Here is a 13,165-nt window from a genome sequence, read left to right on the forward strand (position 1 = left end):
ATTTGAGGAAATAATTTTTTTTTAAATCAATCAAGAACTAAAGTATGCTACTACAACTAAAAAATATTTTTAAATGGGTACAGCAAGGTGGCCAACGGGTTTTTTTGTTAAAGGATCTCAACCTGGAAGTAGAGGAGGGCGAATTCATTTCCATCATGGGACCTTCCGGATCAGGTAAATCAACTTTATTGAATGTCATTGGTATGCTGGATACGTTTGATGAAGGCGAGTATCATTTCCTGCATGAAAGCGTACATACCCTAAAAGAAAAATACCGATCAAATTTATACAAGGAATATATTGGCTTTGTGTTTCAATCCTATCATTTATTGGATGAACTAACGGTTGAGGAAAATTTGGAAATGCCCTTATTGTATAAAAAGGTAAAAGGTTCCGAACGAAAAGCCTTGGTTGCCGATATGTTGGATAGGTTTAATATTGTTGGCAAAAAAGACCTGTTCCCTACCCAGCTCAGTGGTGGGCAGCAACAACTGGTAGGTGTGGCCCGTGCATTGATCGCAAACCCTAAGTTAATTTTAGCGGATGAGCCTACTGGAAATCTTAATTCCCAACAAAGTGAGGAGATTATGGAGCTCTTTCAGAAATTGAACAAGGAGGATGGGGTTACCATAATCCAAGTCACCCATTCAGAAAAGAACGCGCAGTATGGGTCACGGATCATTAATCTATTGGATGGCAGAAAAATTTAAAATATAAAAACTATCCCAAGTAACGATATATTATTGCAATCTATCTCTTTATATTCATTTTCAATGCTGTAGCTTCATTATCTCAAAGCTAAGGACTATCTTTGTTGTTTAGAATGAATATACATAATGAAGATAGATAAAAAGGAGGTCTTAAAAGCTTTGGAAAAGATTACCGTACCTGGTGAAGGCCAGAATATGGTTGAGAGTGGTGCAGTAAAAAACATTCAAATTTTTGGTGATGAGGTAGAGGTAGATATTACGATTACCAATCCGAGTTTACAGGCACGTAAAAAGACCGAAGTCGAGATTCTTAAAATCATTCACAAAGAAGTGTATGAAAAAGCCAAGATAAAAGTCAATATTAAGGTAGACGCACCAGCTAAGCCAAAAGTGAATGAGATAAAAGGGAAGCCGCTTCCTGGTATACAGAATATAGTTGCTGTTGCTTCGGGTAAAGGTGGTGTCGGTAAATCTACAGTAACGGCGAACTTAGCGGTTACCTTGGCTAAAATGGGCTTTAAGGTGGGTTTGTTGGATGCGGATATTTATGGTCCGTCTATGCCAATCATGTTTGATGTAGCCCAAGAGAAACCTTTGGCAGTGACCATTGATGGGAAATCTAAAATGAAGCCAGTGGAAAGTTATGGGGTGAAAATGCTTTCTATTGGATTTTTTACACAACCCAACCAAGCCGTTATTTGGAGGGGTCCAATGGCTGCTAAAGCCTTGAACCAAATGATTTTTGATGCCCATTGGGGTGAATTGGATTTTTTATTATTGGATTTGCCTCCGGGAACGGGAGACATTCATTTGAGTATTATGCAAGCAATGCCTGTTACCGGTGCTGTTGTGGTAAGCACACCTCAAGAAGTGGCCTTGGCCGATGCCCGCAAGGGTGTGGCCATGTTTCAACAAGAATCTATAAATGTTCCTGTATTGGGAATAGTGGAAAATATGGCCTACTTTACACCTGAAGAATTACCGGATAATAAATATTATATTTTTGGAAAAGAAGGCGCAAAACATTTGTCAGAGGATTTAAAAGTACCCTTCCTTGGGGAGATTCCATTGGTGCAAAGTATACGGGAGGCGGGTGATATTGGTAGGCCCGCAGCATTACAGACTGCCACGCCAATAGAGGAAGCTTTTGAGGAGCTTACTAAAAATGTAGTACAACAGACTGTTTTTAGAAACACGAATATTCCGCCAACAGAGGCAATTAAAATAACAACGATGGCAGGATGCTCTGCCGTTAAGAAATAAAGATATGACACCGGAAGAACTAAAAGTAAACGTGGAAAAAGCATTGGAGGAAATAAGGCCTTTTTTGCAAAGTGATGGTGGAGATATTTCTTTGATATCAATAGATAATGAAAATTCCGTTAAAGTAAGATTAGAGGGTGCCTGTGTAGGCTGTACCGTAAATCAGATGACCTTAAAAAGTGGTGTGGAAATGACCATAAAAAAGTATGCGCCACAAATAGAAGAGGTTATTAATGTTGGTTAAAAGGTTGACTATTATCATATTTTGTCAAAGGCAATGCTACTACTTTTCCAGCCTTAAATTACCCAGTACATGATTAAGACAGATATTCTCATAATTGGTGCCGGACCTACGGGTCTTTTCACCGTTTTTGAAGCAGGATTGTTACAGTTAAAATGTCATTTAATTGATGCTTTGCCACAAGCCGGGGGGCAATGTTCAGAAATTTATCCTAAAAAACCAATTTATGACATACCTGGTTTCCCAGAAGTTTTGGCAGGTGATTTGGTAGAAAACTTAATGCAGCAAATAGCCCCTTTTCAACCTGGATTTACTTTAGGGGAACGTGCACAGACCATAGATAAACTTTCAGACGGCACCTTTGTAGTCACAACAAATAAGGGTACTCAACACAATGCTCCTGTTGTTGCCATAGCTGGCGGACTTGGTAGTTTTGAACCTAGGAAACCATTATTGGAAAATTTAAAGGATTATGAGGATAAAGGCGTTGCTTATATCATTAAGGACCCTGAGGTGTATCGTGGTAAAAAGGTGGTGCTTGCTGGGGGTGGAGATTCTGCTTTGGATTGGAGTATTTTCTTGTCAGATGTAGCTTCTGAAGTAACCTTGGTACATCGAAGAAATGAGTTCAGGGGCGCCTTGGATTCTGTTGAAAAAGTGCAGCAGTTAAAGAACGAGGGAAAAGTAAATTTAATTACCCCAGCAGAAATTGTAAGCTTAAATGGTAATGGAAAATTAGATGCCGTAACTGTTAGAAAGACCACCAATGCTGCTGAAGATATACAGTTAGAGGTTGATAATTTTATACCACTTTTTGGACTCTCACCTAAATTAGGACCTATTGCCGATTGGGGATTGGAGATTGAAAAGAACGCCATTAAAGTAGATACGTTTGACTACCAAACTAATGTGCCCGGCATTTATGCAATAGGCGATGTAAATACCTATCCGGGAAAACTTAAATTGATACTATGCGGATTTCATGAGGCAACTTTAATGTGCCAAAGTGCTTACCAACGCATATTTCCTGAGAAAAAATATGTAATGAAATATACAACCGTTGGTGGTGTTAGTGGTTTTGATGGCTCAAAGAAGGAGGCACCTAAAGCAGTTGTAAAAGCGATAGAATAGGAAGTTAGCTAGTAAATTAGTTCGATGGTGGATTAGTAAAATAAATTTATGACTATTCAACGTTTTGAGGACTTGAAAGTATGGCAAAAATCTCAGGATTTAGCTGTTCTTATTTATTCTCATTTTAGGGAAAACAAGGATTTTGGTTTTCGCGATCAGATTACAAGAGCGTCTGTTTCTATTTCAAATAATATTGCGGAGGGGTTTTGAACGTAATTCAAATGCAGATTTCAAAAGATTTCTTTACTTTTCTTTGGCATCAAATAGCGAATTAAGGTCAATGTTATATCTTGCAGTTAGATTGAAATATGTAGATGAAAATATGTCTAAAGAAATTATTGCAAAAACAAATGAAGTGTCAAAAATGTTATATGCTTTCATAAAATTTATGAAGTGATACTGCTGCCATAAAACTAACAAACTATTTAACTAACTCACTAAAAAACTAAAGGACAATGTCCGATATTAAAATTAAAATTACCGACCGCGACGGAGTACTTCATGAGATAGATGCCCCTACAGACATGAACATGAACCTAATGGAAGTAGTTCGTTCTTATGAATTGGCTCCAGAAGGTACTATTGGTATTTGCGGAGGAATGGCCATGTGTGCCTCATGTCAGTGTTATGTAAACTCAGACCATAACCTTCCTGAAAAGAGTGATGATGAAGAGGCCATGTTGGCCGAGGCATTTAATGTGAAAGAAAACAGCCGTTTAGGATGTCAGTTGCATATTACCGAGGATATGGACGGGCTGGAAGTTGAGTTGGCTCCAGAAGAGTTATAAAAGACTCCATATTAATAGAGTACTATCGGTCATAGAAATAAGGTCAAAGAGTGAGGTTATTGAGCGTAGTCGAAATAACTTGATTCTTGTGGCTTCGACTCCGCTCAGCCACCAATAAAAGACAGCTATTTTTTCTTTTTTGCCAACAACCAACAACCAACAACCAACAACCAACAACTATATCCTCGCCTGGTACGTAAATAAGTTATAATACCTTCCTTCTGAAGCTATTAACTGATCATGGGTGCCTTGTTCGGCAATACGCCCATTTTCTATCACTAGAATCTGATTTGCCTTTCTAATGGTACTTAGCCTATGGGCAATTACAAAAGTGGTTCGGCCTTTTGTTAATGCGGCTAAACTCTTTTGAATCAGTGCTTCACTTTCAGTGTCTAAATTTGAGGTGGCCTCATCCAAAATTAAAATTTTAGGGTTGGCCAAAACCGCTCTTGCAATGGCAATACGTTGGCGTTGTCCTCCAGAAAGTTTAACGCCACGCTCTCCAATAATGGTATTTAATCCGTCTTCAAACCTATCTGTAAATTCATCCACATAGGCCGCTTTTACAGCGGCCTGCAACTCTTCTTCAGACGCATCAGGTCTAGGGAAAAGAATATTTTCCTTAATGGTTCCTTCAAAAAGAAAATCATCTTGTAATACCACACCCAAAAACTGCCTAAAACTGGTCAGATCCACTTTGGATAAATCAGTGCCATCAACAAGTATTTGACCAGAATCTGGATTCAAAAAACTTGCTGCCAACCCTGCAATGGTAGATTTTCCGGATCCTGAACTGCCAACTAGCGCAATAACATCGCCAGATTTGGCTTCAAAACTAATATTGTGCAATACGTCCTTATCTTCTTCATAAGCAAAGGAAACATCTTTAAAGACCATATCGCCTTTAATTTCTGAAAGTACAATAGAACGATCTTTTTCATCTGACTCAGATACTTTGTTCATCAATTCCTCAGTACGGTCCAAACCGGCCAAAGCTTCTGTAAGCTGGCTACCTATATTACTCATCTGCACAATGGGGGCTACCATTAATGCCAGAAGAAATGTAAACTCAAAATACTCGCCAGTGGTCAATTCACCTTGTATCATTTTATAGCCTCCAAAACCCATCATAATACCTGTTGTGGCCAATCCTAAAAGAAAGGTAGACGAACTGGTCATGACAGCAGTAGCGGTAAGACTCTTTTTTACATTTTGGTAAAGGCGTTCAACACCTTCCTCAAATACTTTGCCTTCCTGTTCCTCCGCATTAAAACCTTTTATAACCCGAATGCCGCCTAACGTTTCTGTAAGCCTACCCTTGACCTCTGCATTTATTTTACCACGCTCCCTAAAAACAGGCCTAATTATCTTGAATGCCTTTAAGGCAATAAAAGCAAATAATATCAAGGGTATAAAGGTCAGTAATGTCATCGCAGGACTAATTCTTAACAATAATATTAGAGAAACTACGGCCGTAATCGTGCCACCAACCAATTGCACAAGTCCGGTACCGATCAAATTTCTTACCCCTTCTACATCACTCATAATTCTAGATACCAAAGCACCAGATTTTGTATTGTCAAAAAAGCGGATAGGTAAGGAGAGCACTTGTTTTTGAACCTGTGCCCTAAGTTCAGATATCATAAACTGAGCTTGTATGCTTAAAACTTTAGTCAATAGAAATGACATAACGGCTTGCACTAAAAAAGCTAGGATAACAACCGCTACCAATATTTTTAACAAGCCATAGTTTTTATTAGGAACAATATCATCAAGAAAGTAACGAAGCGAAACTGGAGCTACAAAACTTGCTGCTTTGCTTATTACAATAAACAATAACCCAATTAACACCAATTTTCTCCTTGGCCATATAATGGTTTTAAATGCTTTTAAAATACTTACTTTCTTCTCTGCCATAATAGTTGCTCTTCCAAAGACTGCAAGTTAATTTATTCATCATAAAAAACCTTGTTATTACAATTGTATGCATGATATCTTTAAATGATTGTCTGTATCTTGTAGTTTATAAAAATCAAGCAATGAACTATTTATCCATCTTGGGAATCTTCCTATTTTTTTCGTGCAACATTAAAAAGCCTACTTCTGAAGTTGAAAAATGGGAATCCCAAGCTGCTGCAATTGAAATTATTAGGGACGATTTTGGAGTGCCACATATTTATGGTAAAACAGATGCTGATGCTGTTTTTGGTTTACTATATGCACAATGTGAGGATGACTTTAACCGTGTGGAACAAAATTATATTTGGGCAACAGGGCGTTTAGCCGAGGTAGAAGGGGAAGAGGCCTTGTACAGCGATCTTAGGGCCAAATTATTTATGACAGAAGAGGAAGCCAAGTTGAATTATGAAAAAAGCCCGGCTTGGTTGAAAAAACTCTGTAATGCCTTTGCGGACGGAATTAACTATTATTTATATACGCATCCTGAAGTAAAGCCAAAATTATTGACACATTTTGAACCTTGGATGCCTATGTATTTTAGTGAAGGCAGTATTGGGGGCGATATTGAACGTATACGAGTAAATAAAATAAAGGCTTTTTATGAAAGCGGGATGGAAATTCCTGAAATGGAGATTAAAGAATTGCAAAAAAAAGAGGAATTGGAAGAACCTCAAGGGTCTAACGGAATTGCCATTTCTGGAAAATTGACACAATCTGGTAATGCCATGTTACTGATAAACCCGCACACTTCTTTTTATTTTAGAGGGGAAGTACACGTAGTTTCAGAGGAAGGGTTAAATGCGTACGGGGCTGTAACTTGGGGCCAGTTTTTTGTGTATCAAGGTTTTAATGAGAAAACGGGTTGGATGCATACATCTACCTATACCGATGTATTGGATGAATTCAAGGAGACCATAATTAGAAACAACGATAATCTGTTTTATCAATATGGTGAGGAATTAAGAAAAGTAGATTCAACAAGCGTTACCTTAAGGTATAAGGATGGGAATTTAATTAAGGAAAAAATCTTTCCAATGTACAGGACCCATCATGGGCCTATAACACATGCCGTTGATGGTCAATGGACCGCTTCTGCCATGATGTGGGAGCCCATTAAGGCGTTAGAACAATCCTTTGTGCGTACCAAAAAAGAAGGTTATAAAGGGTTTCGGGAAATGATGGATATCCGTACCAATTCCAGCAATAATACAGTTTATGCTGATGCTGAGGGAAACATTGCTTATTTTCATGGGAATTTTGTTCCAAGACGAGATGTTTCCTTTGATTATTCAGAGCCCGTTGATGGTAGTAATCCTAAGACCGATTGGCAAGGGTTACATACCGTGGATGAAAATATTTTGGTATTGAATCCAGAAAATGGATGGATCCAGAATTGTAATTCTACTCCATACACTTCTGCATTGGAGTATAGTCCCAAAAAGGAAAATTACCCTTATTATATGTCAAGGGACCAAGAAAACTTCAGAGGCGTACATGCTATTGAATTATTAACCAACAGAACTGGGTATACCATTGATAGTTTAATACGTTTAGCCCATGACCCATATCTGCCTGCGTTCAAAACCTTGATTCCAGGATTGGTAAAATTTTTTAATTCTTATGATGATAAAAATCCAAAACTGAGAGAGGCTATTGAAGTACTGAAAAATTGGGATTATAAAACATCCAAAGAATCAATTGCTATGACTCTGGCGCATTTTTATGGCTCACGTTATTATAAAGAAGGAAAATTTCAAGAAGGTATGACTGCCATGGAACGTGTTCAGTTTTGGGGAAGTGAACCTGGCGAGCAGTTACAAATTTTTGAAGCTACCATTGATCAGCTAGTTGAAGATTTTGGCACATGGAAAATGCCTTGGGGAGAAGTAAATAGATATCAAAGAATAAACGGTGATATTCACCAAGCATTTAACGACAGTTTACCAAGTGTAGGCGTAGGTTTTGCATCTGGTACTTGGGGTGCTTTGGCCGCTTATGGAGCTCGGTATACCAACAACACTAAAAAAATCTATGGTACACGGGGTAACAGTTTTGCTGCCGTGGTGGAATTTGGGGATAAAGTTAAGGCCAAGACAATTTTAGCCGGCGGACAAAGTGGAGATCCTACATCCCCACATTTTGACGATCAAACAGAAAGATATATCAATGTAAAGTGGAAGGATGTCGCTTTTTATAGAGAGGATGTTTTAAATCGTACCCAAAAAAGGTACCATCCGGGAGAATTGAAATAGTCTTAATCCTTAGTAACAATCAACGTGGCCTTGGATCCTGCGGATAACAACCATTTATTGGAATATAACAATTGCCCGGTATCGTCATAAACGTCAACTTGTGCGGTATTTGGGGCTGAGGAACCGTGGTTGAGTGCTTCAAAATCAATTTTATTAAAACCTTTTTGTAGGTCAACATTTATACCCTTAAAAGCACCAGTAAGCAGCATGTTAGGTTCAACTACCATATCGTTCACATAAATTTTCACACGGTCACCGTCTACGTATTCATGATCTCTACAAACGATACCAACATATTTGCCATTACTTTTAACATCGCCTAAATATTGATCTGCAAAATATTGTCCAGAACCACCCAATCTTTCCCCGGGTCCAATTCTCGGGTCTATTTTAAGTCCAGTACCAGCCTGTACTAGTTCCTCATCAGGTAACATTTTAACAGGGTTGGGGTCTCTCATATCCAATTTTGGCTGGTCTTTAATAACCGATGGAATATTTAAAACAGAGCCGGTATTGGCACTTCCTTTTGGGTCCAATTTATTGGCGGCCTCTATTTTTAAAGGTTTTTTTGTAGGTAGGTCGGTTTGTGCCATGGCCCACCCAAAGGAAAGAAAGCACAAAATTAAAAATAAGACGTTCTTACTTTTCATCTTTTTTGATAAGTTGGAATAAAGATAACAAATACCCTGCCACGGGTATTTAAGACCTTGTTAAAATCGTTGAACCAACATTAAATGACGGAGTTATTCGGGCAAGTGCTTATGCAAGAATTGAACAAAATTTTTATTCATAATTTGCTCAATATCTATAGCGCTATAACCTCTTATTGATAGTAATTCCGGGACTTTTTGCAAGTCGGTAATCGTGTCTAAATCATAAGGAGATTGTTCCGTTCCAAAGCCCCCATCCAAATCTGATCCTATTCCTACATGTTGAACATTACCAGCTATTTGACAAATATGGTCTATGTTATCTGCCATTTGCCTTAGACTTACATTTGCAGATTGTGGCGTGGTAACGCCTCTTTGCCAATTAGGAGCCATCATCCATGCATCTAAAACTACTCCAATTACCCCATTTCTGGTGATTATTTCCTTAATCTGTTCATCTGAGAATTGCCTGTTGTGATCCACCAATGCCCTGCAATTGTTATGACTTGCCCAAAGAGGTCCTTGATATACATCCATTGTTTCCCAAAAACTTTGGTCACATAAATGGGTAACATCTAAAATTAATCCTAATCGGAAAATTTCCTTTAAAAGCGCTTTTCCCTTATTCCCAATACCACCAACAGAATCAGTGCCAAAAGCATAGGTGCCTGGTCCATAATGTGCTGGGCCAATAGCGCGAAGTCCCTGTTCATATGATTTCTCTAGATATTTGAGGCTTACTATTGAGTCTGCACCCTCCAAACTAAGCATATAGCCTATAGGGGTTAAGATATTATCATTTTCCCATTCTATAAGATGGGCCTGTAGTTGTTTTTTATTGGTGATTTGTCTTAAATCACCTGTGTCTTCCATAGTCCTATACCATGCCAACTGACCTTGGGTCTGTGCCCACGCCTGTTCAGGGGATTTCCAGCCGGGAAGTGGGTTTTGTGGTTTCACATAGCGTGCAATTTGTGTTGCCACACAAAGTCCAATATTCCCTTTTCGCATGGCATCTAAGGAAACCGTGTTTTTGCCACGATCAGGTTTGTCCACCATTCCTTTTTCGCTATTACGAATTGTTTTGACCGGCCACCGTAAATCACGGTTCCATTCCATGGCATTCATGGATAGGTCTAAATGGGCATCAAATATGAACATATTAAATGGTAATTTTTTGATTACGTGCGGCTACTTTCCATTGTCCTATTATCTCACCATTTTCTACTACCTGTAAATACTCATATTTAGCAACTGTCGGACAAATATGTTTAGGTATGGCATAATGTATATCGCCAATTTCTGGGATATTGAGATCATCGTACTCTACAACTAGGTGTTCTTCAGACTGACTTATCTGTTTACCATGTTGCAAGGTTAAGAACATCACTCTTGGAAAGGGCATTTCTGGGGCTATGGATTTATGGCCAAGATCAAAACATAGGATACCCGTTTTTGGCTTGCTGATTATCCTAGTTAACAAAACTGCTGCAGGTAAAAAATCCATTTCAGGAAATAAGGTGCCATAACCAACATCCCATAATAAAGTTGTGCCTGGGCTTGCAATTACATCTTCTCGTTTGCAATGAAAAGGAAATGTTGGTGAGCCACCAGCAATGATAATTGGTTCTGGAAGATTTGCATTAATAATTCGGGATTTTAGGTCCAACACCGTTTTAAATGCCTTGTTGCAATCAATCTCCCTTTGGGTAGCATCTGGGTTTCGTAAATGGCCATCATAAACATGTAACCCTTCAATGTGAAGATTGGGGTGTTCAGAAATTGCTGTGTAAAGTTGAAAGGCATATATATCAGGTGCAATTCCTGTCCTGTTCATGCCAACATTCAAATCAATATAAAGACTGATCTTTAAGTCATTCTCCTTTCCTAGAATAGCTAGCTGATTGGTTATTGCCATGGAATCCACCAAAGCGCAAAAATGAACTTTTGGGAATGTTTTTATAAGTGTAACGAGCCTGTGCATATTAGCTCCTACAGGTTGCATTGCCAGTAAAACATCTTTAGCACCTGTAGTTGCTAATAACTCTGCCTCTGCAATGGTGGCACACTTAAATTTATCAATACCTTGGTCCATTTGCATTTTAATAATCTCAGCACACTTGTGTGTTTTTATATGTGGGCGGAGTTTATCTGCGTTGCCGCACATTTTTACCATGGTTTGAATGTTATGCTCAATCCTATCTGGGTAAACCAATAATGATGGGGATATGACTTGTTGTGTATTTTTCAACACATACCATTTGTCTTGGTTCATACTTCTTATTTATGTAGTTCGAACATGGCTTCAATTTCCACGGCAATATTACCGGGAAGCATCATTCCAACAGCACTTCTTACCCCAACACCGTTTTCAGGACCAAAAACATCAGACATTAGTTCGCTAAAACCATTAATTACCAAAGGATGGTCTTTAAAATCTGGAGTACAGTTAACCATACCCAATGTCTTTACCAACCTTTTTATACGGTCTATTTCACCAAAATGGGTAATGATGGTAGAGAGCATGGTTAAGCCAACATGTCTGGCACCAATTTTACCACCTGTTAAATCCAAATCTTTACCCACACGACCAGTATAAAGAGATCCATCTTGTTGTACTGGTCCTTGCCCTGATACATAAAGAAAATTGTCTACCACCAGCACTGGTTTGTATAATCCAGCCGGTGGCGGTGCTGGAGGTAATAGTAGACCTAGTTCCTTGATTCTTTCTGAAATATTCATTTGATTTTTAAATAAATTGATTCAATATTAAAACACCAACTAAACCCATGATTCCAACAGTAGTTTCCATGAGGGTCCAAGATTTAATGGTGTCCTTTATGGAAAGGTTAAAATACTCTTTAAATAACCAAAACCCACTATCGTTAACATGTGATAGCATCAGACTTCCAGAACCAATGGCCAAAACCATCAATTCCGCACTGGCTCCGGTTCCCTCTATTAGCGGTAAAACAATTCCAGCGGCCGTTAGACCCGCAACGGTTGCAGAACCAACGCAAACCCTAATAATCGTAGCTATCAACCACGCCAGTATCAATGGAGAAACTGAGGAATCTTTTAACGCTTCACCAATATAGTCGCTTACACCACTATCTATTAAAACTTGTTTTAAGGCACCGGCCCCTGCAATTATCAATAAAACCATGGTGATACCAGTTACGGCCCCTCCAACGGTTTCCATTACATCTTTCATTTTTTTACCACGGGCAAGACCCAAAGTATAAATGGCTACCAGAACCGAGATGAGCATTGCCATAACTGGGTTGCCAGCAAAGACCAAAACTTTTTTAATGCTTGATCCAAAAGGAAGTAATAATTCTGCTATGGCCGCAACCGCCATAAGAATTACAGGAAGTAGCGCGGTAAAAATACTAATCCCAGTTCCTGGCATCTCTTCGTCCTTTAGAATAGTAGGATTTAAAAATTCCTTTAAAGGAGTTGCATTTATATTTTTCATGGTTCTTGACAGCAACGGACCTGCAACAATAATTGCTGGTATTGCCACAATAATGCCATATAGTAAGGTTTTGCTAATATCAGCATTAAAGGTAGCTGCTATCGCAGTCGGGGCGGGATGTGGCGGTAGGTAACCGTGCGTAACGGACAAGGAGGCAAGCATTGGCAGTCCCACATATAGTAATGGTAGTCCCGTGGCGGCAGCAATTGTAAAAACCAACGGTACTAAAATAACAAAACCCACAGAGTAAAACATAGGTATACCAACAATAAACCCTGTGAGCACAACTGCCCATTGAATATTTTTTTTGCCAAATTTATCCACGAGTTTAGTCGTAATTCTTTGAGCGGCTCCACTTACCGCCACTAATTTTCCAAGCATAGCCCCTAGACCTAAGATCAGCACCAAAAAACCAAGTATATTTCCTATACCTTTTTGAATGGAAGTTACTACGGCTATAGGGTCCATGCCTTCGGCAATCCCTACAAATAGGGAGACAAGAATAAATGCTATAAAACCGTTGAGTTTGAACTTGGCGATCAAAAGGAACAAGAGAAGTATTCCTAGGATTACTATTAATAGTGGCATGATAAAAAGGTTGGTTAAATAATTATTTGACCTTAAATATACCATTAAAAAATAAACGCATCTTGTTCGAAAGGGAAAAGAACGCGTATTAAACTACATCAACTT

The 13,165-nt window shown here is 38.7% G+C and carries 14 protein-coding genes; 8 read left to right on the forward strand and 6 right to left on the reverse strand.

From position 1 onward, the window contains the following. Positions 1 to 44: 44 nt before the first annotated feature. The 7 genes from ACOCEA_RS06440 (at position 45) to ACOCEA_RS06470 (ending at position 4,133) form a co-directional block, all read left to right on the forward strand. A complete protein-coding gene (locus ACOCEA_RS06440) occupies positions 45 to 710 on the forward strand; it encodes an ABC transporter ATP-binding protein (RefSeq protein ID WP_420755390.1) in 666 nt (221 codons plus the stop codon). 126 nt (positions 711 to 836) lie between these two features. Then, positions 837 to 1,973 (forward strand): Mrp/NBP35 family ATP-binding protein, encoded by a 1,137-nt coding sequence (locus ACOCEA_RS06445; protein ID WP_420755391.1) that lies wholly within the window; start codon positions 837 to 839, stop codon positions 1,971 to 1,973. Between the two features lie 4 nt (positions 1,974 to 1,977). Then, a complete protein-coding gene (locus ACOCEA_RS06450) occupies positions 1,978 to 2,217 on the forward strand; it encodes a NifU family protein (RefSeq protein WP_420755392.1) in 240 nt (79 codons plus the stop codon). 69 nt (positions 2,218 to 2,286) lie between these two features. Further along, on the forward strand, positions 2,287 to 3,345 hold the full coding sequence (locus tag ACOCEA_RS06455) for an NAD(P)/FAD-dependent oxidoreductase (protein WP_420755393.1): 1,059 nt from the start codon (positions 2,287 to 2,289) through the stop codon (positions 3,343 to 3,345). A 48-nt stretch (positions 3,346 to 3,393) separates the two neighbouring features. After that, positions 3,394 to 3,555, forward strand: coding sequence for a four helix bundle protein (locus ACOCEA_RS06460; RefSeq protein WP_420755394.1), 162 nt, complete (start codon positions 3,394 to 3,396; stop codon positions 3,553 to 3,555). 43 nt (positions 3,556 to 3,598) lie between these two features. Continuing rightward, a complete protein-coding gene (locus tag ACOCEA_RS06465) occupies positions 3,599 to 3,742 on the forward strand; it encodes a four helix bundle protein (RefSeq protein ID WP_420755537.1) in 144 nt (47 codons plus the stop codon). 58 nt (positions 3,743 to 3,800) lie between these two features. Further along, positions 3,801 to 4,133, forward strand: a complete 333-nt coding sequence (locus tag ACOCEA_RS06470) for a 2Fe-2S iron-sulfur cluster-binding family protein (protein WP_420755395.1) — start codon at positions 3,801 to 3,803, stop codon at positions 4,131 to 4,133. A 177-nt stretch (positions 4,134 to 4,310) separates the two neighbouring features. Here ACOCEA_RS06470 and ACOCEA_RS06475 read toward each other — a convergent pair whose 3' ends face one another. Beyond that, positions 4,311 to 6,050 (reverse strand): ABC transporter ATP-binding protein, encoded by a 1,740-nt coding sequence (locus ACOCEA_RS06475; protein ID WP_420755396.1) that lies wholly within the window; start codon positions 6,048 to 6,050, stop codon positions 4,311 to 4,313. A 122-nt stretch (positions 6,051 to 6,172) separates the two neighbouring features. Between ACOCEA_RS06475 and ACOCEA_RS06480 the strand changes: the two genes are divergently transcribed. Then, on the forward strand, positions 6,173 to 8,344 hold the full coding sequence (locus ACOCEA_RS06480) for an acylase (protein WP_420755397.1): 2,172 nt from the start codon (positions 6,173 to 6,175) through the stop codon (positions 8,342 to 8,344). Between the two features lie 2 nt (positions 8,345 to 8,346). Here ACOCEA_RS06480 and ACOCEA_RS06485 read toward each other — a convergent pair whose 3' ends face one another. From ACOCEA_RS06485 to ACOCEA_RS06505, 5 genes are all read right to left on the reverse strand, one after another. Beyond that, a complete protein-coding gene (locus ACOCEA_RS06485; RefSeq protein ID WP_420755398.1) occupies positions 8,347 to 8,994 on the reverse strand; it encodes a hypothetical protein in 648 nt (215 codons plus the stop codon). Between the two features lie 93 nt (positions 8,995 to 9,087). After that, positions 9,088 to 10,155, reverse strand: coding sequence for a dipeptidase (locus ACOCEA_RS06490; protein ID WP_420755399.1), 1,068 nt, complete (start codon positions 10,153 to 10,155; stop codon positions 9,088 to 9,090). Position 10,156: 1 nt separating this feature from the next. Beyond that, on the reverse strand, positions 10,157 to 11,269 hold the full coding sequence (locus ACOCEA_RS06495) for a D-TA family PLP-dependent enzyme (protein ID WP_420755400.1): 1,113 nt from the start codon (positions 11,267 to 11,269) through the stop codon (positions 10,157 to 10,159). A 5-nt stretch (positions 11,270 to 11,274) separates the two neighbouring features. After that, positions 11,275 to 11,736: a RidA family protein gene (locus ACOCEA_RS06500; RefSeq protein ID WP_420755401.1), complete on the reverse strand. Its 462-nt coding sequence runs from the start codon at positions 11,734 to 11,736 to the stop codon at positions 11,275 to 11,277. Between the two features lie 7 nt (positions 11,737 to 11,743). After that, positions 11,744 to 13,060 (reverse strand): gluconate:H+ symporter, encoded by a 1,317-nt coding sequence (locus ACOCEA_RS06505; protein ID WP_420755402.1) that lies wholly within the window; start codon positions 13,058 to 13,060, stop codon positions 11,744 to 11,746. Between the last annotated feature and the right edge of the window lie 105 nt (positions 13,061 to 13,165).

The sequence above is a fragment of the Maribacter luteocoastalis genome, assembly GCF_048890225.1.
Classification (GTDB): Bacteria; Bacteroidota; Bacteroidia; order Flavobacteriales; family Flavobacteriaceae; genus Maribacter; species Maribacter luteocoastalis.

Coding starts and splice junctions, on each gene's coding strand:
- ACOCEA_RS06440 (WP_420755390.1), top strand. CDS start 45: ATGCTACTACAACTAAAAAATATTTTTAAATGGGTACAGCAAGGTGGC.
- ACOCEA_RS06445 (WP_420755391.1), top strand. CDS start 837: ATGAAGATAGATAAAAAGGAGGTCTTAAAAGCTTTGGAAAAGATTACC.
- ACOCEA_RS06450 (WP_420755392.1), top strand. CDS start 1,978: ATGACACCGGAAGAACTAAAAGTAAACGTGGAAAAAGCATTGGAGGAA.
- ACOCEA_RS06455 (WP_420755393.1), top strand. CDS start 2,287: ATGATTAAGACAGATATTCTCATAATTGGTGCCGGACCTACGGGTCTT.
- ACOCEA_RS06460 (WP_420755394.1), top strand. CDS start 3,394: ATGACTATTCAACGTTTTGAGGACTTGAAAGTATGGCAAAAATCTCAG.
- ACOCEA_RS06470 (WP_420755395.1), top strand. CDS start 3,801: ATGTCCGATATTAAAATTAAAATTACCGACCGCGACGGAGTACTTCAT.
- ACOCEA_RS06475 (WP_420755396.1), bottom strand. CDS start 6,050: ATGGCAGAGAAGAAAGTAAGTATTTTAAAAGCATTTAAAACCATTATA.
- ACOCEA_RS06480 (WP_420755397.1), top strand. CDS start 6,173: ATGAACTATTTATCCATCTTGGGAATCTTCCTATTTTTTTCGTGCAAC.
- ACOCEA_RS06485 (WP_420755398.1), bottom strand. CDS start 8,994: ATGAAAAGTAAGAACGTCTTATTTTTAATTTTGTGCTTTCTTTCCTTT.
- ACOCEA_RS06490 (WP_420755399.1), bottom strand. CDS start 10,155: ATGTTCATATTTGATGCCCATTTAGACCTATCCATGAATGCCATGGAA.
- ACOCEA_RS06495 (WP_420755400.1), bottom strand. CDS start 11,269: ATGAACCAAGACAAATGGTATGTGTTGAAAAATACACAACAAGTCATA.
- ACOCEA_RS06500 (WP_420755401.1), bottom strand. CDS start 11,736: ATGAATATTTCAGAAAGAATCAAGGAACTAGGTCTACTATTACCTCCA.
- ACOCEA_RS06505 (WP_420755402.1), bottom strand. CDS start 13,060: ATGCCACTATTAATAGTAATCCTAGGAATACTTCTCTTGTTCCTTTTG.